We start from the raw sequence: 23565 nt of genomic DNA, 5'->3' as shown, positions 1-23565 counted from the left end.
ACATTTTTCGTCGGGAACACTGCCATGAACGCGCCTCCTGTCATTGAACGCATCGTGAACCTGTTGGATCCCAGCGGCGACATCCTGTTGGGCACCACTCGCAAGGCGGCCGAAGCAGCCGTGCGGAGTGGGGACGCCGAAGCGGTTGGAAAAATCCGCGGTCAATTCGCGATTCTGCAAGCGGAAGGCAAGACCGTTCACATGGCTCGTTCGATCGGAAGGCCGATGCGATACTTCTTGGCCAAGCGGGCCGCCGGCCCCTGCTTGATTGTCGCGGAGCGGATCGACGAAATCTATCAACAACTGCGTGCCGAAGGCTTGGAGGATCAATTCCATCCTTCGTACACGCGAATGGTTCCGGCACACCATGTGATGAAGTTGCAACTGACCGGTTGCCCCGACCCCAATCCAACGTTGCGTCGTTTCTTTGACCCGCGATCCAACACGCTTCCGGCCAGCATCGAAGCGATCGGGACTCGGTACATCGAACGAATCGTGAAGGCGTGCTCGGACTGGCTGGACACGATCGAGAACGACGCGCCGGTCGGGGTGATGTTCAGCGGCGGCATCGACAGCGGCGCCATTTTGATCGCGATGATTCATGCCCTGAAGCAACGTGGTCAGACGCCTCAACGTTTGAAAGCGTTTGTGCTTTCGGTGCAAGACAACACCGGTTCCAACGAAACGGACTTTGCACAGGCCAACGCATTCCTGGAAGCGATCGGGATGCCGATGCTGCTGGAAGTCATCACGGTCGAGACCTCTCGCATCGACTGGCGTTCCGCGATCGAAGTCACCGAAGATTACAAACCCCTGGACATCCAAAGCGCCACGATGGGATTGGCTCTTTGCCAGGGCATTCGCGATCGCTATCCCGACTGGAAGCACTTGGTCGATGGCGACGGCGGCGACGAGAACTTCAAGGACTATCCGATTGAAGAGAACCCAGAGCTGACCATCCGAAGTGTTCTGAACAATCAGATGCTGTACCAGGAAGGATGGGGCGTCGACGCGGTGAAGCATTCCCTGGTCTACAGCGGTGGGCAAAGCCGCGGTCACGTCCGAACAAGCGCGCCGGCGCGGCGACTGGGCTTTCACGGATTCAGCCCGATGGCATTGCCCGAAGTGATTGAGGTTGCCGAAGGCACACCGTTCATCGAGATGACCGACTGGGACCACGAAAAGCTGTACGCCTTGAAGGGTCAGATCGTGGGCGCGGGGGTGCAGGCGGTCACGGGGATCCCGATGCCGATCAATCCCAAGCGACGTTTCCAACATGGTGCGGGAGGCAAAGCAACGTTCGAGGCGTTGTTCCCGATGGAAGAACTCGAATACCGCCAGTACTTCAGCGATGCCTTCTCAACCGGCAAGCTGGCGGAACGACTTTCCGGTGAATGACGTCGAGCGAGAAGATCGGCTCGATGGCAGAGATTTGATTCGTCGGGCTTGGAAGCCCAACGGACGCACTGATTGCGTGATGCAGGGCTTGGTTTGGAAGCCCAGTGTTCAGACCAAGCTCAGTGTTCAGACCGAGCCCAGTGCAGAGAAACTGCGCGGTGGAAAACCAGCACGAAGGCTGATCAGGAGCCCATGCAGACATCGACGCGGTTGACGACTTGGCGTCCCGCAGCGACAGGGCGAATCGTTTCTTGAGCCAATTGCTTGTGATAGAAGCTGCGAACTCGGCCAGTCAGGCAGATCTCGTTTTCACTTTCGTCCACCCGCAAAAATCGCAACTCAGCGACACTGCTGTCAGCCAAGGCTTTGATGGCGGCGGTGACTTGGATTCCCGAAACGCGATTGCTCGCGGAATCGGCAAAACCGGTCGATGCGGCTGAGAGTGACGGAGCAACGTGGGTGGTCTGCGTGGTCGAATGCATAAAAGTCCCAATTCCTTTTAGGTGGTCATGAGTGGCCCGGACAGCTTTGCAATGCGCAAAATTTGCACCGCGGAAACGCTGTCCCTCTAATTTTGCCGATGTTTGCGATTCAGGCCACGTCAATTTGGATATTTTGTGACGATCAGCCGCCGGGAGCGTGTCAAACCAGGAAAGCCCGGGGCATTGGGCCGTTTTTCTAACGAAATCGATCGCAGACTCTCCTTTTTCCTCAAGTTGATTTCGCTTGGTGAGACCGCGGCGTGGCCCAACAGCTTTGCTATTCCCCAGAGGAAGTAGTTCAGTCAACTGGCAAAAGCAGCGGTTCGAACGTGAACATTTTTCCATTCGGCACAAACGGTGACGTAGGTTTGTATCTCGCAAGCTTCATTCGGGTGGGTCGGTCCAACACATGCCCACCGCGAAGCGAGCGAGAAGACCGGACGGGATGAGGCCCCATCGATTGGAATTTCGAATGGCATGTCTCCTTGCTGCCCACTCTTCCACTGAACGAACTTAGAGATCCTCTGCGGGAACAAAAACGTGCTTCTTGATATCATCATTGCAGCCAGTAGCGGTGGCGCCGGAATGACATGCGGTTGGGTGATGCACGCCCTTTACAATCAAGGCTTGGCATCGGATGGCCCCCAGCCATCGCCCCAGACGCCAGCCACATCGAAGGCATCTTCAGCCGCCGAAAAGGCACTCTCGACCGACGCCGACACCTCGATTCCAGCGGCCACTGAAGACGTTCCCGATAGCGAAAAGGTGATGGCCGTCGCAGATCGCGTTCGCCAATTCACTCATTCGATTGCTGCGGACGTGGACGCCCACCAAAGTCGCGTCGAAAACTTGAGCATGACGCTGCATGAAAGCGACCTGAGCAATTCACCTCCCGCGATTGTGGATGCGGTGGAACAGATGTTGGGAGCCAATGAGATCATGCGAAATCAATTGGCTGACGCCCAAGCACGAATCCGCGAACAATCCCAACAACTGCAATCGGCCGAGCAAAGAGCTCAGACCGATGCCCTGACTCAAATCTACAACCGAGGGGCGTTCGACGAGCACTTGTTGCGACGTCATGCACTCGGTCCGTCCCGAGCTGGCGTGTTGGCAGTCCTCGACGTCGACCATTTCAAAAAGTTCAACGACACGCATGGTCACCGGGCCGGGGACGAAGTGTTGCGAGTGGTCTCGCAATTGCTCGATGCACGTCTGCAGCCGCACGGGATGGTCGCTCGATTTGGTGGTGAAGAGTTCGTGATGCTGCTGCATGACAAGAGCTTGGCCGAAGCCGTGGACCTGATCGAACAAACTCGGATTGCCATCGGGACCCGCGAAGTTCGCTTCGAGGGCAAGTGCTTGAAAGTCAACGCCAGCGTTGGCATCGGAGCGCTCGAGCCCCAACAATCTGCTGAGGAATGGTTGCAACGCACCGACGAAGCGCTCTATCGGTCCAAAGAAATGGGTCGCAACTGCGCCCACTACATCGATCAAGAGCGTTTCATTCGAGCAGGTGAAGTTCCCACCGAAACCATCGCGAAGGACTCGCCCACCGCAGCCAACGTCGCTGGCCAACCGATCTCTTCCAGCTCGGACTTGCTCCAGGCTCCCGCCGTCAGCCCTCGCGCTCAGGAAGAAGACCTGGCAACGGAAGTGGAAGCGTTGGCACGAGAAACCCGGTCGACCGTCCAAGCGGAACCGACTCCTGCACCCCGTGCGGCAAAAGAAACCCCAATCAACCAGGCTCCCTCCAATCCGCTGGAGGACGTCTCGCTGGTGGACGACCAACCGTTTGGCGAGCGTCCCAAGGCACTCAGCTACCTTCCCGATTTAGCGACGATGGTCGACTACGTGGAAGAAATGCAAACGTCACCCCACCGCTCCAAGGCTCCCAATCAATTGATGAGCGTTCGGCTCTCGGGCACCCCGAGCGGAGCGACCATGCGATCGCTGCTGCAACTGGTCCGTGCCGCAACCCGAAACCAAGATCACATTGGTTGCTTGGATCAATCCACGTTGGTAATCTGCATGCCTCAATTGGATGCCGAGGATGCAATGGATCGAGCTCAACAAATCTGCGGTGCCGCAGGTTCCATCGGCATGTCTCTGGCCGCGGCTGAAAAGTCGACGAACGGAGAAAAGTTGTCGATCGGTATCCTGCAGATCGCTTCTTCGGTCAACTCGATGTCGGCGTACGAAAAGTCCTTGAAACAAGCTTGTGCGATCGCTGGATTGGCGGCACGACAAAGCGGCCAGGACGACCAACTGCCCGTGCTCTCGCACCAGATGGCCTCTGCCTGAAGGCACAGGCAACGCCTGGGCGTTGAAACACACGCTTGGGATGAACCTGTCTCTTCGCGCCGCATCCTCCACGACGGCCCCTTCCGGGGCGACCGTTGGATGCCCTCCCGCGGTCTCGGGGCTTCCGCCCCGAGCTACCGATGTCGGCCCCTCCGGGGCGAAACTGCGTGCAGGACTCCGGGGGACGTTCGAAAAATAAATGGTGGCTGGCGTCTGGGTTTCGCCCCGGATGGGGCCGTCGTGGGAGCTGGGGGAGTCCCTCGCTCACGCGTCGGGTTGTGATGGGTGGTCTTGGCCGACTCTGACGGGCAAGAGTGCCCATCCTCCATGCGTTGAGGACTGAGTCGACAAGCCATCACCCTTTGGCGTTGTGATTGCGGATGCCGACTTTATTCCTGGATCGCACGGAGGAGTCCTCGTGGATCGCTCGGGTGGTCGCGCGACGCCGTTCAGGCGAACGCGACGGCTGAGGAACGAGTTCCGGAAGCACGGAAAACTCAACGCCTGGAACGAATTTGGACATTCGGTGAACTTTGGCTCAAGAATTGGGCTTGAGGTTGGCTCCTCCGATTGCGTACCCCCAAAGGAACGTCGAGCGGTTCGGCGGAAGCGGAGTCACGTGATCCAAGCGAGCGATCCATGCCTTACGGAGTCTATCTCTCTGCAGCGGGTGCCCAGGCACAAAATCACCGCCTGCAGCAGATCAGCCATAACCTTGCCAACGTCGACACGCCTGGTTTCAAACCCAGCGAAACGATCCTGCAGGCGCGGTTCTCGGAACTGATCGAAGAAGGCATGGTCTCCCCCGGCCTGGGCGGCGCCGACGACATCGGTGGTGGCGTCACCATTCAACCCGAACAGACTCAGTTCAGCGTGGGAGCGATTCGAACCACCGGCCGCGAAACGGACTTTGCGTTGCATGACAAAAAGAGTTTCTTTGTCCTGCAACGCGGCGATGAACAGCTGCTGACTCGGGCCGGTGACTTCCTGTTTGATTCCACTGGGACGCTGGTCAATTCCGGTGGCGATGCCGTCGTCGGAAAAGACGGTCGCCCGATCCAAATCGACCCCCGACTTCCGCTCAACGTTGGTCCCGAAGGCACATTCACGCAAGCGGGCGAGACTCAACAGTTGATGCTTGCTCAACCGGCCAGTTACGGCGACTTGGCCAACATCGGCGGCAACCTGTTTCGCCCCTTGGCCGGGTTCAATCTGGCTGCCGACAGCGATCGAAATGTCGTGGCCGGTTCGTTGGAACAATCCGCCGTCAGTCCCACCGGCACGATGATGGAAATGATTGAAACGTCGCGCGCCTATGAAGCCAACATTCAAATGATCAAGAACCAAGACAGCGTCTTGGGATCCTTGATCGGTCGCGTCCTCCAAGGCTAACCGCGATGCAGTTGTCGCTCTCTCACAAGGAAAATTTCGCATGAGTGTTCAAACGCTGTACACCGCCGCCACCGGCATGGAGGCGATGCAAACCAAACTCGATGTGATCGCCAACAACCTGGCCAACATCAACACGACCGGTTTCAAAAAAGACCGCGCCAACTTCGAAGACTTGTTGTATCGAACCGAGGTGTACCCCGGCGTGCAAGATGCAACGCAAACCCCCACCGCGGTCGGCACCCAAGTCGGCTTGGGAGTTCGCGTGACCAGCACGCAAACCGATCAACGGCAGGGCACCTTGCAACAAACGGGACGTGACTTGGATGTCGCCATCCAAGGCAGCGGCTACTTCCGTGTGGTGGATCCATCAAGCCAAGACACGATGTACACCCGGGCGGGCAACCTCGACATCAATGCGGATGGCCAATTGGTCATGGGGTCCGCGCAGGTCGGTCGTTTGCTCGATCCGCCGATCACGATTCCGAATGATGCCACCGCCCTCGTCATCACCAGCAACGGCGAAGTCATGACCCAGCAACCGGGGCAAACCGAACTGACCAACCAAGGCCAAATTCAGCTCGCCCAGTTCATCAACCCGGACGGGATGCTGAAGACAGGCGAAAATCTGTACATGGAAACAGACGCGTCTGGACCGGAACAAATCAACAACCCGGGAACCGACGGAATTGGTGTGCTTCGACAAGGCAACTTGGAAGCGTCCAACGTCGAACCGGTCCAAGAACTGATCGACCTGATCACGACCCAGCGGGCGTTCGAACTGAACAGCCAAGCGGTCCAGGCCGGCGATCAAGTCATGCAAAACATCTCTCAACTGCGACGGTTCTAAACCTTGATGGATTCGATCCCGAAAACGTCGTTCCGATCCACCTTCGCAAGAGGGTGGTTGTTCGCGTGCGCAGCGGCGTGTTCGATTGGATTCTCCTTGCACCTGCCGGCACAGACACCGAGCGATGCCAACTCCATCGCCAACGCGGCGATGCGGACACCCTTCCATGGGGTCGACCCAAAGTTCAATCTCAATCCTGCACCGCGAATTTCGCCTGCCTCGATGCGGGCCTCCGACCAGCCCGAACAACACGCAGGGTTCCAGCCGACCAAGCCTCGTTCGAGCGGCCCACACAGCCAGACGATTGACGCGGACACACGTTGGCAATTCACCGCCATTGAAAACGCCAGCACGGATTCCCCTATCATCCGGCTCCGTGATGTCGTGCGTCCCTTGCATTCGAACATGGCGGCTTGGCCCCGCCTGGCCGATGCCACCGTGGGTCTGATGCCACTGGATGGAACGCCCGCCAGAATTTCTCGAGATCGATTGGCGGATTTGATCGTCGGCGGGCAAGCCACAGCGGGTCGCATCAAGATCTATGGGAATCCAACGATCTTGGTGCATGCCGTTCAGGACAGCAGTCCATCCCCAACGGGCAACACGCACTCCATGGCCGCACAACCCGTTTCGGCGTTTCGAGAGTCAATCGACAACACCTACGTTGCCCACGCGATGCTGGAAGCCCCGGACGCCTCTGAATTCGCCTCTGCCCCAACCTCTGCCCCGCAGGATGAATTGGATTTTGAAACGCGAGAGCGGCTCAGTCACTGGGTCCATCTCGGATTGAAAAACCAATTCCGCGACCTGTCCGACGCCTTTGACTACGAAGCCTTCTTCATTGCGCAGGAAGTGGGCCCGCTGACTGAAATGCAAGGCATTCGAGAGATTCGGTTCCTCGACCCGATCCCAACTTGGTCGGCCGAGAGTTCCTCTCCCACCACCTGCCGTGTCAAAATCGATGCACGCTCCAGGGTCGACGATTGCGAAGGCGTTGTCCGAGTCACCTTCACGCCCAAACCCGCCGTGGTCGTCGCGCGACGTCCGTTGCAACGCGGGCACCGAGTGGGTCCCGGTGACGTTCACTTGCAACCATCCCCCGTGACCGATCTTTCGGGCGACCAGGTCATGGACGTGAACGAAGTGATCGGGATGGAAGTCGTGGGGCTGATTCGAGCCGACGTGCCGCTTCGTCCGAGTGACTTTGCAGCACCACGATTGGTTCGCCGAGGTGACTTGGTCGAGGTTCAAGTGACCGGCGGCGGTATCCGCGTGACGACCACTGCCAAGGCTCTGGGCGACGGCGCCCAAAATGAACTGATCGAGATCGAAACACTCTCGCCCAAACGACGTCTGCTGGCCAAGGTCGTCGAACCGTCAGTCGTCGAAATCGTGACCCAGCCGAACCGCGTCCTCGCGAATCAACCCACTCGCAAATGGCAACCGCAACCATGACTTTCATGCCTCGCTCATTGGCCGCCACTGCGATGTCGTTGCTGTTCGCCAGCGGTATCGCCAGCGCTCAAAACTCTTCGTTGTTGCATGCCACGCCGCCGTGGATGCCCAACGCGCCCGCCAGTCGTCCCGGCATGGTGGCTCCCGCCAGCAACACACAAGCACGCGCGGTTCCCGGCGTGGGGGCGGACGCTGCCGTGATGCCACCGGAGTTCCTTCCACCGGGCATGGCAGAACGCGTCCCCAACGGTTCAGCAGCCAATGGCGGCGGCCCATCCGCTCCCAATCCGAACGCCGCCCAACCGGCCTACAACCAATCGCTTCCGCCTGCCGTTGGATTGGCAGGAGTCAGCTGGACGTACCAGCCCGCTCCTCCGATGCGAGCCTTTCGGATCCAAGACATCGTCACGATTCGGGTCGATGAAATCGCCCGCATGATGGCCGAAGGCGACACGGAAAAACGCCGCGTGTCGTTGTTCCAAGCCACCCTGGCGGACTGGATCAACCTTGGCAGCGGAGGTTTGATCCCCGACCCGCAAACCGAGGGTGACCCAACCGTGGACGCCCAAACCACCGCCAACTCACGAGCCGAAGCGTCGGTCGAATCGCGGGAATCGATGTCGTTCAACATCGCGGCTCGGATTGTGGACATCCGCCCCAACGGCAACTTGGTCGTGGAAGCTCGCAAGCAATATCGGGTCAATGACAACCTCTGGGAAACGTCGCTGTCAGGCATCTGCCGCGCCCAAGACATCGGGCCCGACAACGTCGTGCTCAGTCGTGACCTGATCGACCTTGAAATCAACAAACAAGACCAGGGCCAATTGCGAGACGGTTACCGTCGCGGATGGTTCCAACGTGCCTTTGATCGTTTGAAACCATTCTGATGAACAACCAATCCATTTCTCGAGCTCCATTTTTCTTCGCTGCGATCCTGTGGGTCGCCGCTTCGTGCGGTGTCTCCTCCTCGATGGCAGGTGGATTGAAACTGGGCGACCTGTGTCGCTTGAAGGGTCAAGAAACCAACACGCTGCAAGGCCTGGGTTTGGTCGTTGGCCTTCAAGGCACAGGCGATGGCGATGCCGCCCCCAAGGGTCGTGCGCTGGCTCGGATGATGCAGTTGATGGGTGGTCCCATGGCCGTGGACGCCGCCGGACGACTGAACATCGAAGACGTTGGCGACGCCAAGAACGTGGCCATGGTTTTCGTCAGTGCGACCATTCCAACGGTCGGTGCACAGCAGGGTGACGTGCTGGATGTGACCATCAATGCGATCAGTGCCAAAAGCCTTGACGGCGGTTACTTGATGCTGACCCCGATGCTTGGGCCTCGCGCCGACAACCCCACCGTGTACGGCATGGCCGAAGGGCGTGTGTCCGTGTCGGCGGATGCCCCGCCCACTTCGGCGAGTATCCAAGGCGGCCTGAAAATGGAAACCACCGTGCGAGCGTCCTACGTTGAAAACGACCGCATCACCTTGATCATCGACCGAGACTTCGCGGACTTCAACACCGCGCAACGGATCGAAGACGAGGTCAACAGTTTGACTTCCCTGACGATGGGTGACCGCAATGCTTCGCGTTTATCCAGCCCCAACCACAATGCCGGCGCCGACCTTCGCGAGCCCGCCCACGCGCGTGCCATCGATCAATTGCACGTCGAAGTCATGGTGCCGCCGCTGTACCGCGACAACCCGATCAAGTTCATCGCGTTCTTGTTGGACATCCCCATTCAGTTGGCCAATCGCAGCAAACGCGTTGTGATCAATGAAGCCGACGGCGTGGTGGTGATCGGCGAAGACGTTGAGATCGCACCGGTCTTGGTCACTCATCGGAACCTGCGAATCGAAGCCGGTGGCGGAGGCCAATTCGTCGAAGTCGGTCCGGACGGAACACCGTCGGCCGCCAAGCTCAAAAGTTTGGCGGATGCACTGGGCGCCTTAGACGTCCCCACGGAAGACTTGATCGCCATCATCAAAACACTGAAAGCGAAAGGTGACTTGTACGGCGAAGTCATTTTTCGGTAGAGACAACTGAGTCGTCACATTGACTGACACTCGGTTTTTGAGCCGCCCTCCCATCGCCGACTTTCGTTTCCGAGGTCGAACCTGCCATGTCACCGCTTTCGTCTTCCCGACTTTCATCCCTGCAAACACCTTCGTTGCAACTGGGCCCCAGTGCAGAATCGAAGTCCACCTTGGACGCCCTTTCAAACTCCTCGTCCAATGAGACGGGCACCGAAGAGGCGGAACCACTGAAGGAAGCCTTTGGCGATTTTGTCGGGCAAACCTTGTTCGGAAGCATGTTGTCGACCATGCGTGAATCGGTCGGCAAACCCGCCTACTTCCATGGCGGGCGAACCGAAGAGGTCTTCCAACAACAGATGGATCAGCACCTCGTGGCGGCCATGTCAGAAGCCTCCGCCGACACGATCGCCAATCCCATGTTTGAACTGTTTCAAATGCAACGTCGAGCTTGATTGAACCACCGGATCAGTACTCGCTCAATGCCATTTACCACTTGCATCCCCATCCGTCCCCAGCATCTTTTTTCTCAACCGTCTTCCATCTGAAATATGACCAACGCTATGTCTGCTCATGAATCTTGGACTCAACGGGTCTCCGATTATGTCGACGATCTGGTTCAAATCACCGAGGCGATGGACCTGATACTGGACGAAACTCGCGTCCGCACAATCGCCTTGCAGCCCAACCAAGTGGATGAATCCACTGTGAAATTGGCGGAAACGATTTCGCAATTGGAAGCCATGGTGGAACGCCGCGACGTTTTGCTTCGCGATCCCGAGGCCCCCGAGGCTGGGCTCAGCCTATCAGAGAAACTCCTGGCGTCTCGACGCATTGAGGACGCTCGCCTGGCACGACGCTGCGGCGAAGCGGCGGAGCAAATCAAAACCACACACCAACGCGCCAATGCGTTGTTCGTGTGCCAATACCACCTTTCGCAGTTTCAATCCGAGATGCTCGACCGATTGGCTGGCGTTGCCGCCCCCCCCACCTACGAAAAACCCAATGCCAAGGGTGGTCAAAAATCAAACCGCGGTGGTGGGGAACTGTTCAACGAAGCTGCCTGAAGAAGCCGCTCAAAACGAATTGACATGGTGACTCTGCGAAGACTACACCAGTGACGCAGACTTTCCTGAATAGGTAAACTTGTCGTGGTCCCACCGTGCGGCCACTGACTTCATTGATTTTTTTGTTGAAAGGATTCCCACGTGTTTGTTGCTGCTTCGACCCGATGCTGGCCAGACCTTGAATTGCAGGCCTCGATCGAACTGCTTCAGGATTTGGATTTCACCGCGATTGAGATCGCGATTCATGAATCGTCCGCTCACTGCCGTCCCAGTGACGTGTTGAGCGATGAAGACCGCGGCATTCAGTTGCTCCGGCACACCCACCGTTTAGAAATCAGTGGGTACAGCGTCGAGTTGGACTCCACCGGCGAACAACACTACACCGATTTTGAAGGCATTTGCCGGATCGCGAAGGCGACCAAAGTCGTCAACATCGCAGTGCCCTCCAGCGAAAAAGGCACCCCGTTCAACGAGGAAGTGGAACACCTGCGGCGATTGGTTGCCATCGCGGAAGGCGAAGGCGTGCGAGTCAACGTGCGGTCGATGCTGGGCTGCCTGAGCGAAGATCCCGACACGCTGCTGGTGCTTTGCAACAATGTCGATGGATTGGGCGTGACGCTCGATCCCAGCGTGCCCTTGGTGGCCGCTCATGAAAATCCCGCCGCTGGCAAGACAATGGCCGGTGGAAAGGGCTTCGATCAAATCCTGAAGTTCGTCCACAACGTTCACCTTCGCGACACCCGCAAAGACGCTTTCCAAGTCAGCGTGGGCCAAGGCGAAGTCGATTACGGCAAACTGGTCACCCAACTGGAACGTGAAAAGTACACCCGTGCGTTGACCGTCGACATGACACCGATGGAAGATTACGACCACCGCGTGGAACTTCGAAAACTGCGTCGCTTGCTCGAAACGTTGATCTAAGCCACGCGACTTCACCCCCATGTCAGATCGCGTCCTGTCGCGATCCCCCCGGCCCACGGAGGTTTCGGTGCTGAGCCCCCAATCGACTTCCTGGACGACCGAACTTCCAACCGATGCCGACCAATTGGCCGATGGGCTGACCCGACATCTGCTGCCGAATGATTCGACGCCATCGACCACCCAGGCCCTTCCGCCGTGGTCGCTCAATCGAGATTTTCGATGTGTGATGGCGCCGCATTTGGCATACGGCCGACACCGTGGCCCTCACCGTTGCCATTCGCGACACGCGGCTGTCGCGGTTTGCTTGTTCCAAGATCCCACCACGGGTTCATGGATGATTCCGTTGACCCGGCGTCCCACGACACTGCGTCATCATGGCGGCCAAATCTGTTTCCCCGGTGGCCGGATCGAACGCGGAGAAACTCCCTCGCGTGCGGCCCTGCGTGAGTTCGAAGAGGAACTGGGCGGCCCCGCTCACGTTCACCGATGCTGCGGTGATTTGCCGCGGCAGTACGTTTACGCCAGCGATAATTTGGTCACCCCGATCGTGTTCGTGATCGATCCGCCGGCCCCCGATTGGCACCCCGATCCCGCGGAGGTGGACGAAGTCATCGACTTCCCGATCGAAGCCGTTTTGAATCCCACGCAAGACGCGACCTCCCGGCAGTCGCAGGCTGAGAAAACATGTCAAATTGACATGATTCAGCAAACCAAATCACTGCGTTCAGGAATCCACCCGGACTGCGTCGCCGGCCACCTGACCTTCGCGGTGCCCGCATTTCGGCATGGTTCGGTGAATGTTTGGGGAGCCACTGCCATCATTCTGGGCCAATTGGCCCAGGCTTTGCATTCCCTTTAGCCTCCAGCCACTCCCATCGTTCAGATTCCGCTGGATCCCATTTGGCGAGACATTCTGCAAAACGGTCATTTCACTAAGAGAGACGGCCCCCTCCGGAAAACCGCATTTCGGCCGCGTTTTACCAATCAACTCGTCCTGAGCGGCAGGTTGTCCCACCGACTCCAAATCAACCGTTAGGCAAATTGACAGTTTCCCGACGGTTCCTAAAATCACTCTTCCAATAACACCGTAACGTTCAAGGACCTTGGCCATGGCCTCAGAAGCAGTCAAAGAATTCAACGACGACAATTTCGATTCCGAAGTCCTCCAAAGCGACGGCCCTGTGCTGGTCGATTTCTGGGCTCCATGGTGTGGTCCTTGCCGTCAAATTGCCCCCATGATCGACGAACTGGCTTCCGAGAATCCTGGCGTCAAGATTGGCAAAGTCAACATCGACGACAACCCAGGTGCCGCTCAGAAGTTTGGCATCAACAGCATCCCGACTTTGTTGCTGTTCAAGAACGGCGAAATCGCGGACACCTTCGTTGGCGTTCGCCCCAAAGCCGCTCTGCAAGACGCCCTGACCTCGGTCAGCTGAATTCAAAACCGAATTCAACTTGAACCATTCGATTCACCTCGCGTTCCTTTTGGGCCGCGAGGTTTTTCAATGCGCTGGTCCTGAGCGGGAAAGCACGGTGGGGCACACCGTTCGACTCCGCGTTCGCTCACGCCAGAATATCGTTCACCAATTCGCCGTGCACATCGGTCAATCGATAGTCTCGGCCCTGGAAACGATAGGTCAGTTGTTTGTGATCAAATCCCAGCAGATGCAAGATCGTGGCGTGCAAATCATGCACGTGCACCGGGTTCTCCGCGACATCGAAACCGAGTTCATCCGTCTGCCCGTAAGCCAAACCGGACTTCAATCCACCGCCAGCCATCCACATGCTGAATGAGTTGGGATGATGATCGCGACCGTCATTGCCACCTTGAACCATGGGGGTCCGACCGAACTCACCGCCCCAAATCACCAGCGTCTCATCCAGCATGCCTCGCTGCTTGAGATCTTTGACCAACGCGGCGCAAGCCTGATCGGTATCGGCACAGTTCCGCTTCAAGCCTCCCGTCAAACCACCGTGCTGATCCCATGATTCATGGAACAGTTGCACAAAGCGAACACCCCGCTGAACCAAACGGCGAGCCAACAAGCAATTGTTCGCGAAGGACATTTTGCCAGGCTCGGCACCGTACAACTTCAGGATGTGCTCCGGTTCCTTGGCGAGCGACATCGCCTCAGGTGCACTCGATTGCATCCGGTACGCCATCTCATAGCCGTTGATGCGGGTCGCAATTTCAGGGTCCCCGACCACATCCAATCGCCTCCGGTTCAACTCGTTGACCGCTTGCAGCGAATGACGCTGCGACCAATCGCTGATGCCGGGCGGATTGGACAGGTACAGCACCGGATCGCCACTGCTACGGAACTCCACCCCGGAATGCAACGAAGGCAGGAAGCCTGAATTCCAATTGCCAGACCCGGCACTGGGGCCCTTCTGCCCGCTGTTGAAAACGACAAAGGCAGGCAGATCACGCGATTCGCTGCCGAGTCCATAAGTGGTCCAGGCCCCCATGCTGGGTCGTCCAAATTGCTGGGACCCCGTGCTCATCATCAACTGCGCAGGAGCATGGTTGAACGCGTCGGTCTTCATCGAGCGGATCAGACAAATGTCGTCGAGCACACCGCCGGTGTGAGGCAACAATTCACTGATCGGAGTTCCAGCCGATCCCTTCTTTTCAAATTTGAATTTCGGCCCCAACAGTTTGGAGTTCGGATTGATGAACGCCGCTCGGTAACCGTCCAGCAATTCAGGCGGCGGCAGCGTTCCATCGAGACGCTCCAAATCCGGTTTGTAGTCGAACATTTCAAACTGGCTGGGACCGCCGCCCATGAACAACAAAATCACATTCTTGATTTTCGCGGGAAAGTGCGGGGCTTTGGGCGCCATCGGATCCACCTGGGACCGGTCCGTGTCGGCGACGCCCAATTCACCGGCATCGGCCATCAAGGACGTCAGCGCAATGTGGCCCAAACCGAGACCGCATTGCTGCAGGAACCAACGTCGCTTCATCAAATCCACCCCCTGCGCAAAGTGCGAGGGATTGGTGAAGTCAGAAGGGGCGGATTGCAAGAAAGGCATGTTGAAAGACTTCATGATTTGGTGATCGTTTCGTCCAGGTTCAAAATCGTGCGACTGACCGTCATCCAGGCCGCCAATTCAGCCGCCTCGAATCCGGTGAGTTGCTGGCACAACCCTGCGGGGACACCCAATAACTCCGGCAGATTCAAATTTCCGTCGGCAATGTGGTCGCGTTGTTGCTGAAGCAAACGCAGCAGGATTTGAACTTCCTCGGCGTCGGGTTCGCGACTGGTGCACCATCGAAACGCAACCTGAATTCTTTGAGCGTCATCGGCGGATGCTTCCCGCAGAATACGTGCCGCCAAAGCTCGTGCCGCATCGACAAATTGAGGTTCGTTCATCAACACCAGCGACTGCAACGGTGTGTTGCTTTGCTCGCGACGAACACAGGCCGCATCGCCCTTGGGTGCATCGAAGACTTGCAGCGGCGGGTAGGGAACGCTGCGGTACTGATGCACGTACAGACTCCGGCGGTATTGGTCGGACCCTGTCGACGTGTTCCAGATCTTGGGCCCGTAGCTGGTCGGTGGTTGAAACAAAAACCCTGGGGCCGGCGGGTAAATGCTGGGGCCACCGACGGACGTGTTCAGCAAACCACTGACGGACAGCGCCAGATCGCGAATCATCTCCGCTTCCATGCGGTGTCGTGGCCCGCGTGCGAGCCACTGATTGTCGGGGTCATCTCGCCAGGCCTGATCCGGGACCGTGGACGATTGGCGGTAGGTTGCCGAGTCAACAATCAAGCGATGAATGTGCTTCAACCGCCAGCCATTTTGCATCAGTTCGGTGGCCAAGTAGTCCAACAACTGAGGGTGACTGGGAGCGGCGGATTGAAACCCAAAGTCCTCCGGCGTCGAAACCAAACCGCGACCAAAGTAGGCCTGCCAGATTCGGTTCACAATCGCGCGAGCGGTCGTTGGCGAATCCTTGGACACCAACCACTTGGCGAATCGCAGACGGTCCGGTGCGTCATCGCTTGGCATCTCGTGCAAAAAATCGGGAGCGTTGGGCTGGACCGGGTCAGTCGGATTCAAGAAGTCTCCGCGCGCGAACACAAACGTCTCGCGAGGGTGCTGGGTGGCTTGTGCGACAAGCTGGGTCGTTGTTTGGGGGAACTGTTGCCACAGCGATTCCACCTGGGCATCAAGCGTCAACAATTCCTTTTCGATCGCTGTCGTCGATGGGTCGTCATTGCTGGACGGGTCATCACTGTTCGCCGCGGCATCGTTTTTGGGTGCGTCATCGTTTTTGGGTGCGGCGGTCGCCAGCGAACGATGCCATGCCGTGAATGCGAGTTGGGCTTGGGAACTCGTCCAATCATTGGGATCCATTGCCAAAACGGATTCCGCTTCGGTGGGAACCGAGGAAGCAGGCAATTCAGCCGCGTCGGTGATGCTGACGCGATAACGTCCGATCAAGAAGTTTTGATTGTCGTCGCTGTTCCAGCCCCCGTGCTTTTGCACCAGCGTGAACGTGACTTCGGCTTGGTCGTTGATCGTGACGGGGGTTTCGGGAACGAACACGATGTGGCGAGATTGGTTGCTGCGTCCGGGCCCGATGTCCGTGGTCCACGCCGTGGCTTCGTCACCATCGATCGCGTATTCCGGCGGTCCCACAACCCGTTTGTCCTGTTCGGGATCACGATTGCGGTATTGCGGCTTCAAGGTCCGCCGCGACGGATTGGCATCGCTGAACGCACGATGAAACTTCACCCAAACGGCCGGCTTGGGATCACCCTTCTCATCTTTGGTCAGCGGGGTGATCTTGAGTTTGAATTCGGACAATGCCCCCGTGCCATCAATGCTGCGACCGGGGCCACCCCGAGGCAACTGCGGGTGCGAGAGCGCGTCGAGCCGAACCGCGGTGATTGTGCCCACGTGAGTTTCCAGCGTGAAGTCGTTGCTGACTTTCGTGGGTGCATAGCTTTCGCTGACAATCGATCCATCTTCCAAGACGTTGAATTTCTGGCCCTCGAACGGAACCTGGGTGGGATGCAACACTTGCCAGGCGACGTTGTTGCCTGGTCGCGACCGAGCCCACTCAGCCACCTGCTCACGCCACTCAGGATGTTCACGTTGAAACACCTTTTCAGCCGCTTCGATCGACGCCAACACTTCGTCGCGTTGTTTCGTTTGCTCGGGTGTGAAGACGGTGATGCAGGCTTCATGAAAATCATTCAGGGCCGCGAACATTTCGTAGTATTCGTGGTGACTGATCGGATCGTATTTGTGCGTGTGACATTGGGCACACTGGGTGGTGATGCCGAGCACTGCCTTGCCGATCACATCCATCCGATCGAACATGCCTTCGATGCGAAATTGTTCGGGGTCGGCCCCGCCTTCTTCGTTGGTCATCGAGTTCCGCAGAAACCCGGTCGCGACGCGTTGACTTTGCGTGGCACCGGGCAGCAGATCACCGGCGATCTGTTCCAGGATGAATTGGTCGTAGGGCATGTCTTGGTGCATCGCATCGACGACCCAGTCACGATAGAACCACACATTGCGTTGCATGTCCTTTTCGTAACCCGCTGAATCCGCGTAGCGTGCCGCGTCGAGCCACCAACGCGCCCAACGCTCACCGAACGAAGTGGATTCCAGCATGCTGTCGCTGAGTTGCTGCAACAGCAACTCGGGATCATCCGACGAGGCGAGCTGATCCAACGTTTCCAGCGTGGGAGGCAACCCCGTCAGATCCAAATGCAATCGACGCGTCAACGTTGCGATGTCGGCGGGCTGGTTGGGGGAACGCTGGGTGGCTTCCAATCGCGCCAGCACAAATCGATCGATGTCGTTGCGGCACCACTGCGAATTGGAAACGCTCGGTATTTCGGGAACACTTGGTGGAACGTACGCCCAATGCTCTTCATAAATGGCCCCCTGATCGATCCACCGCTGAATCGCGATTCGCTCCTCGTCTGTGATTGTCTTGCCAGTGCCGGGTGGTGGCATGACCAAATCAGGATCATCACTGGTGATCCGCGCCATCAACTCGCTGGCATCGGCGTCGCCGGGATCGATTGCCCCACCTTCGATCGCTTCGGCCCGCAGATCCAATCGCAGACTGGCTTCTCGGGTGGATTCATCGGGTCCGTGGCAAAGAAAGCACTTGTCCGACAGCACGCTGCGAATGTCTCGATTGAATGAAACCTCGTCGGCGGAGGTCGGCCGAATTGCGGATCCCAGTGACCACACCATCCCCACAAGCAAGACTGGCAGGGAAGTTCGACAGCAAGCGCTTCGAAGACAAAACGATTCGGCAGCCATTGGCTTCATTCAATTTGTTCGGCGGGACCAACCAAGATCCGCTCGCTGTGATCTCACCCAACCGACCGCTGACAAGCGAACGGGCAAGGGTGCTCCAGCAAGTGAAGTCTCGTCGGCGACAGTGCCGCCATCGCGGGTGGGCAGGGGAGGGTGCTGAGACAGCAACGGAAGGGGATCCCCCATTGTATCAGCGATGAATCCCGCCTGCCAAAATGAACCGATTCCTTTTCAAAGGCCCGTTCCAGGAACAAGGCAGCCCTGGGACAATGCAGCGAGTTCATGCCCGACTCCCTTCCGCATGGCCATTCCCTTCGTTGATACAAGTTCGAACCGAATGAATCCGATTTCCTATGCCGGCACGATCCCGGAGAACCCCGACGAGGTGGTTGTTTACTTTGTCTACGGGACGCTGTGCCGAGGTCAGTGCCGGCAACATTGTTGGCCGATCACCCCGCTGGGCGTTCACCCGGCTTGGGTTCAGGGGACCTTGTTCGGCCGAGAAGACTACCCAGCCTTGCGACCGGGAAACCAGCGTGTGGGCGGCGAATGTTGGTTCTTTTCGAAGCCAGACGCTGAGCGAGTGACCGCAGTCCTGGATGAAATTGAGGTGACAAATCAACCGGGACACCCCAATTTGTACGACCGCGTTGAATTGCAAGCCAATCTGGTCGCACCATCCCATCTAAAACCAGTCAATCAGTTTGGTTTGCCGCAAACCTGGGTGGCGTCCGCCTATCACTACGCCACCGATCCGCTGCGGGACGGGTTCGATCGCTTGACCGAGCGGGAGACTGGAAATGGAAAAATAGTCGTTTGGCCGCCAGAAAAATGGCGATCATGGCGTGACCTTTGAACCACCGGCGGTGTTCAACCGAATTAACAAGGTGAAATCAGCCGCCCCCTGCTTGAGATCGTAGGTCGTTCCGAACGCCACAAGCGGGACCAGGTCCTGTTGGGACATTAGGAAATCAAGGTTGCCGTTTTTTCGCCACACTCCTAACATCGAACTGGACGGACGCGCGCAAGCTGCCTGAATGCCCTATTTTGGTATGCACGCATCCCTCCAACCTCTGTCGGTTTTTCCTTTTACCCGATCGTGATCTATGTCGTTTCGTCAAATCCTTCCCGTCGCGTTCCTCGCGGTGGGGTGCATTGGTTCCACCCCGCTTCAACAACCCGCCGTTGCGCAGGAACAAGTCGTCGAGCGGGCTGCAGCGGAACAAGCCGCTCCTCCGCAGCCCACGCCTCAGGACAAAGTGATCGCGAAGCTGATCGCCAAACTGATGCCGAGCAATCATGTTTCGGGCAGAGAACTCAATGACGAAATCAGTCGTCGAGCTTTGGATTTGTTTCTCGAATCCTTTGACCCGATGAAGCTGTATTTCTTGCAGAGCGACGTCGACGAATTCAAACGTTACTCCGAAGTGGTGGACGACCAAGTTCGCTTGGGCGACCTCAGCTTGGCCTATTACATCTACGGCCGCTTCACTCAACGTGTGGATGAACGCGTTGCCGTGGTGATGGAATTGCTCGACAGTGACTTTGATTTCACTCGCGACGAACAAATCATCATCGACCGCGACGCCACCCAATTCGCTCGCAACGCGGATGAAGCCCGCGACCGCTGGCGTCGTCAGATCAAATTGGCGCTGTTGGATTTGCGGAACGAAAAATCGGACTCCAAAGACGACTCCGAAGCCGATGAACCCGAGTTGACCAAGGAAGAAATCACCGCTGACGCCAAGGATCAATTGCGTCGCCGCTACGCACGTTACGCTCGCCGTTGGAAACAAACCAGCTCCGATGATTTGTTGGAACTGTTCCTCACCTCGGTGACCAACGGTTACGACCCACACTCGACTTACATGTCGCCTGCGACGCTGGAAGACTTTGCGATCAGCATGCGTCTGAACCTCGATGGCATCGGTGCCTCCTTGGGCGAAAAAGATGGCAACACAGTTGTGCGTCAAGTCATCCCAGGCGGGGCGGCTGATTCGCACGGCAAACTGAAACCAGATGATGTGATCGTCGCCGTTGGCCAAGACGCCGAAGGCGAGATGGTCGACATCGTGGAAATGCCACTCAAGGAAGTCGTCAAGCTGATTCGTGGTCGCGCTGGCAGTGTCGTTCGCTTGGCCGTTCGCCCCGGTGGCACAGGCAACGAAGAGATTTTCAAAATCGTTCGCGCCCGCATTGAACTCGAAGACTCCGCTGCTCGCGGCGAAGTGATCGATCACGAAATGCCGGGGCAGGGAAAAATCAAGCTTGGCTACATCAATCTGCCCAGCTTCTACATGGACATGGAAGCCGCTCGTCGCAACGAAATTGACTACCGCAGCAGCACCCGTGACGTCGAACGAATCCTGCGAGACTTCAAGGAACAAAACGTCGGTGGCGTGGTCCTCGACTTGACTCGCAACGGTGGCGGTAGCTTGACCGAAGCGATCAGCCTGACCGGATTGTTCATCGATCGTGGCCCTGTGGTTCAAGTCAAGAACTCAGACGGGTCGGTCCAACAATACGCAGACGACCAAAGCGGCACCGTTTGGGATGGCCCCTTGGTGGTTGTGACCAGCAAACTGAGTGCGAGTGCCAGCGAAATCTTCGCCGGTGCCATCAAAGACTATCATCGCGGGATCGTCGTCGGAGACCCGGCCACCCACGGCAAGGGCACCGTCCAAACGCTGATGGACATCGGGCAAAGCCTGTTCCGCAGCAACAATGCCAACTACGGGGCTCTCAAAGTCACGTTGCAACAGTTCTATCTGCCCGACGGTGAGAGCACTCAGCTCAAAGGCGTCGAAGCGGACTTGGTGCTGCCCAGCATGACCAGCAAACTCCCCGTTGCCGAAGGCGACCTCGAATACGCGTTGGAATTCGACAAGGTCCCGTTGGCGAAACACAACCTGTACGCGATGACGCCAGACAGCCTGCTCAATCAAATGCGAATCAATTCGGCAAACCGAGTCCAACAGGACAAGGAATTCAGCGAGCTGATGCGTCGGATTGAACTCTACGTTCGCGAAAAAGACCAGAAGAGCATTTCGCTGAACGAAGAAGAGTTCCTGCGTCGCCGGGCCGAACGTGAAGCCCAAACGGAAGCCGAAGAAGAGGAACTCGATGATGTTCTCAACAACGAGGAGATCTTCCGTGACACGTATTACAACAAAGAGGTCATGAACGTGGCCCATGAATACGTGACCGGACTGCGTTCGCAGAACTTGGCTGTTGCAAAGTAGCCGGCATGCTATCCTGGTCGTTGCAAGACGAGTGGGCGGGGTGATCGCTGGCACGGTTCGCGGTTCCCGCGTTTCCGGCTGGAGGAAAGTCCGGGCTCCAAAGGGCAGGATGGTCGATAACGTCGACCGGCCGTGAGGCCAGGGAAAGTGCAGCAGAGAGCAGACCGCCGAACGGTGACATCGCTTGCGGTGTCATGCGTGGTGAGGGTGAAACGGTGCGGTAAGAGCGCACCAGCGATCAGGGTGACTTGATCGGCTTGGTAAACCCCATCCGGAGCTAGACCAAACAGGGTGCATCATCGAGGCGGCCCGCCTCGTTATCGACACCCGGGTAGGTCGCAGTGGAGGCGACGAGCAATCGTCGTGCACAGATAAATGGTCACCGTCGATGTTCGCATCGGCACAGAACCCGGCTTACAAGCCCACTCGTTTTGCATTCTTTGTGCTTGAAAGCCATTCTGGAAAGGGGTCTGCTCCCTTTGGAAGCGGCTCATTTCAGACGGTTCTTCACAGGCTCACGGGAGAGGGCCAGCCCCTTTTCAGATAGGCACTTTGATTCCATGGCGATCTCCGACCCAAACGATCGATACGTCCGCCAAGCACAATTCGCCCCCATCGGCGAAACGGGTCAAGCCAAAATCGAATCCGCTCGCGTTGCGATCCTTGGCTGCGGTGCCCTTGGCTCCGTCGCTGCGGAGTTGCTGGTTCGCGCCGGTGTCGGTCACATTCGTCTGATCGATCGTGACTTGATCGAATGGAGCAACCTGCAACGTCAAAGCCTCTACGTGGAGACCGACGCCGAGCAAGCCCTCGCCAAAGCCGAGGCCGCTGCCAGTCATCTTCGCGAAATCAATTCCCGCGTCGTGATCGAAGAAGTCGTCGCGGACATCCACCCGGCGAATATCGCGGAACACCTTCGCGACGTCGACTTGGTCCTCGATGCCGCCGACAACTTCACGCTGCGGCTGCTGCTGAACGATTGGTCGCTCTCGACCGGCACACCTTGGGTTCACGGCGGCTGCGTTGGTGCCAATGGACAAGTCCGGTTCTTTGCGGGCGTGTCACCCTGCTTCCGCTGCCTCGTCCCCGAGGTTCCCGACCCCAGCGAAGTGGCCACCTGCGATACCGCGGGAGTGATCGGCCCAGCCACGCACCTGATCGCCAGCTTGCAATCGTCCGAAGCACTGAAGTATCTCTCGGGCAACGCGTCGGCGATCAACCCGCGTGTGCTCTCGATTGACCTGTGGCGCAACCAAATTCGAGAGGTCGCGATCGACGATCAGCTGTCCAGCCAATGCCCGGCTTGCTCGGGTGGGCATCGGGAATTTCTCGCTGCAGCCGAAGCGGGCGTTTCGCAAGCCGAAACGTTGTGCGGCCGCAACGCGGTTCAGATTCCCGGCGGAAGTCGCCGCATTGACTTGGCCAAAATTGCCGAGCGTTGGAACAGCGTTGCCCCGGTCCAAGCGACGCGATTTTTCACGCGTCTGCAATTGCCTGACGACCAAACCCTGACGCTCTTTCGCGACGGCCGAGCCGTGATCAGCGGCGTCCGTGACATCCCTCATGCCCGATCGATTTACGATCGCTACGTCGGTTCGTAAGCCAAGCCGGCAAACCAACCGTAGCCGGATTTGCCAGAATTCGGTTGGCGCCCGTAGGCCATCTCCCACATGGCGTCCACGCCGACGCTTTGGAACAAAGCGAGGCGTCATCAAAATGCCGTCGCGAGACCAACGCTCACCGGCCAAGAACCATCGCCAGGTAAAACCTGGCCGACAGCAGCCACGTCAATTCGTAGCCGGATTCGCCAGAATTCGGTTGGCCCCCGTAGGCCATGTCTCACATGGCGCCCACGCCGATGCTTTGGAACAAAGCGAGGCGTCATCAAAATGCCGTCGCGAGACCAACGCTCACCGGCCAAGAACCATCGCCAGGTAAAACCTGGCCGACAGCAGCCACGTCAATTCGTAGCCGGATTCGCCAGAATTCGGTTGGCGCCGTAGGCCATGTCCCACATGGCGCCCACGCCGATGCTTTGGAACAAAGCGAGGCGTCAACGAACTGCCGTCGCGAGACCAACGTGCACCGGCAAAGAACCATCGCCAGGTGGAACCTGGCCTACAGCAGCCACGTCAATT

The 23565-nt window shown here is 57.9% G+C and carries 18 protein-coding genes, 1 other RNA gene and 2 pseudogenes; 18 read left to right on the top strand and 3 right to left on the bottom strand.

Going from position 1 to position 23565, the window contains the following annotated elements:
* Positions 1-24: 24 nt before the first annotated feature.
* Positions 25-1398 carry an asparagine synthase-related protein gene (locus UH5x_RS21205; RefSeq protein ID WP_482633587.1) on the top strand — a complete coding sequence of 458 codons (1374 nt, stop codon included), beginning with the start codon at positions 25-27 and terminating at the stop codon, positions 1396-1398.
* 182 nt (positions 1399-1580) lie between these two features.
* Here UH5x_RS21205 and UH5x_RS21200 read toward each other — a convergent pair whose 3' ends face one another.
* On the bottom strand, positions 1581-1880 hold the full coding sequence (locus UH5x_RS21200; protein ID WP_047814133.1) for a BON domain-containing protein: 300 nt from the start codon (positions 1878-1880) through the stop codon (positions 1581-1583).
* 540 nt (positions 1881-2420) lie between these two features.
* Between UH5x_RS21200 and UH5x_RS21195 the strand changes: the two genes are divergently transcribed.
* From UH5x_RS21195 to trxA, 11 genes are all read left to right on the top strand, one after another.
* Positions 2421-4184, top strand: coding sequence for a GGDEF domain-containing protein (locus UH5x_RS21195; RefSeq protein ID WP_482633586.1), 1764 nt, complete (start codon positions 2421-2423; stop codon positions 4182-4184).
* A 570-nt stretch (positions 4185-4754) separates the two neighbouring features.
* Positions 4755-5576 carry a flagellar hook-basal body protein gene (locus UH5x_RS21190; RefSeq protein ID WP_047816028.1) on the top strand — a complete coding sequence of 274 codons (822 nt, stop codon included), beginning with the start codon at positions 4755-4757 and terminating at the stop codon, positions 5574-5576.
* 40 nt (positions 5577-5616) lie between these two features.
* On the top strand, positions 5617-6423 hold the full coding sequence (gene flgG / locus UH5x_RS21185) for a flagellar basal-body rod protein FlgG (protein ID WP_047816029.1): 807 nt from the start codon (positions 5617-5619) through the stop codon (positions 6421-6423).
* Positions 6424-6429: 6 nt separating this feature from the next.
* Complete coding sequence (gene flgA, locus UH5x_RS21180) at positions 6430-7878, top strand: flagellar basal body P-ring formation chaperone FlgA (protein WP_482633585.1); 1449 nt, start codon at positions 6430-6432, stop codon at positions 7876-7878.
* On the top strand, positions 7875-8765 hold the full coding sequence (locus tag UH5x_RS21175) for a flagellar basal body L-ring protein FlgH (protein WP_047816068.1): 891 nt from the start codon (positions 7875-7877) through the stop codon (positions 8763-8765). The genes flgA and UH5x_RS21175 overlap by 4 nt, the downstream gene beginning before the upstream one ends.
* A complete protein-coding gene (locus UH5x_RS21170; protein ID WP_047816031.1) occupies positions 8765-9904 on the top strand; it encodes a flagellar basal body P-ring protein FlgI in 1140 nt (379 codons plus the stop codon). Before UH5x_RS21175 ends, UH5x_RS21170 begins: the two co-directional genes overlap by 1 nt.
* 86 nt (positions 9905-9990) lie before the next feature.
* Positions 9991-10356 carry a rod-binding protein gene (locus UH5x_RS21165; RefSeq protein ID WP_047816032.1) on the top strand — a complete coding sequence of 122 codons (366 nt, stop codon included), beginning with the start codon at positions 9991-9993 and terminating at the stop codon, positions 10354-10356.
* Positions 10357-10464: 108 nt separating this feature from the next.
* Complete coding sequence (locus tag UH5x_RS21160) at positions 10465-10968, top strand: hypothetical protein (protein ID WP_047816033.1); 504 nt, start codon at positions 10465-10467, stop codon at positions 10966-10968.
* A gap of 141 nt (positions 10969-11109) precedes the next feature.
* A complete protein-coding gene (locus UH5x_RS21155) occupies positions 11110-11889 on the top strand; it encodes a sugar phosphate isomerase/epimerase family protein (protein WP_047816034.1) in 780 nt (259 codons plus the stop codon).
* 19 nt (positions 11890-11908) lie between these two features.
* A complete protein-coding gene (locus UH5x_RS21150) occupies positions 11909-12748 on the top strand; it encodes an NUDIX hydrolase (protein ID WP_047816035.1) in 840 nt (279 codons plus the stop codon).
* 250 nt (positions 12749-12998) lie between these two features.
* Positions 12999-13325, top strand: coding sequence for a thioredoxin (gene trxA / locus UH5x_RS21145; RefSeq protein ID WP_047816036.1), 327 nt, complete (start codon positions 12999-13001; stop codon positions 13323-13325).
* Between the two features lie 127 nt (positions 13326-13452).
* Here trxA and UH5x_RS21140 read toward each other — a convergent pair whose 3' ends face one another.
* Both UH5x_RS21140 and UH5x_RS21135 read right to left on the bottom strand, forming a co-directional pair.
* Positions 13453-14940: a DUF1501 domain-containing protein gene (locus UH5x_RS21140; RefSeq protein WP_482633584.1), complete on the bottom strand. Its 1488-nt coding sequence runs from the start codon at positions 14938-14940 to the stop codon at positions 13453-13455.
* Complete coding sequence (locus tag UH5x_RS21135; RefSeq protein WP_482633583.1) at positions 14937-18197, bottom strand: PSD1 and planctomycete cytochrome C domain-containing protein; 3261 nt, start codon at positions 18195-18197, stop codon at positions 14937-14939. The genes UH5x_RS21140 and UH5x_RS21135 overlap by 4 nt, the downstream gene beginning before the upstream one ends.
* 325 nt (positions 18198-18522) lie before the next feature.
* Here UH5x_RS21135 and UH5x_RS21130 point away from each other — a divergent pair, with 325 nt between their 5' ends.
* The 6 genes and pseudogenes from UH5x_RS21130 to UH5x_RS21105 form a co-directional block, all read left to right on the top strand.
* Complete coding sequence (locus UH5x_RS21130) at positions 18523-19041, top strand: gamma-glutamylcyclotransferase family protein (protein WP_482633582.1); 519 nt, start codon at positions 18523-18525, stop codon at positions 19039-19041.
* A gap of 250 nt (positions 19042-19291) precedes the next feature.
* Positions 19292-21427 (top strand): carboxy terminal-processing peptidase, encoded by a 2136-nt coding sequence (locus UH5x_RS21125; protein ID WP_047816039.1) that lies wholly within the window; start codon positions 19292-19294, stop codon positions 21425-21427.
* Between the two features lie 28 nt (positions 21428-21455).
* Positions 21456-21860: RNase P RNA component class A (gene rnpB / locus UH5x_RS21120), an RNA gene on the top strand.
* Positions 21861-21987: 127 nt separating this feature from the next.
* A complete protein-coding gene (locus UH5x_RS21115; RefSeq protein ID WP_482633581.1) occupies positions 21988-23028 on the top strand; it encodes a ThiF family adenylyltransferase in 1041 nt (346 codons plus the stop codon).
* Positions 22991-23269, top strand: a pseudogene (locus tag UH5x_RS21110) (hypothetical protein); the annotation flags it as partial. The gene UH5x_RS21115 and the pseudogene UH5x_RS21110, both read left to right, overlap by 38 nt.
* A pseudogene (locus UH5x_RS21105) lies at positions 23176-23430 on the top strand (hypothetical protein); the annotation flags it as partial. The pseudogenes UH5x_RS21110 and UH5x_RS21105, both read left to right, overlap by 94 nt.
* Between the last annotated feature and the right edge of the window lie 135 nt (positions 23431-23565).

This window comes from Rhodopirellula sp. UH5 (assembly GCF_056839225.1).
This window is presented reverse-complemented; position numbering and strand designations above follow the sequence as displayed.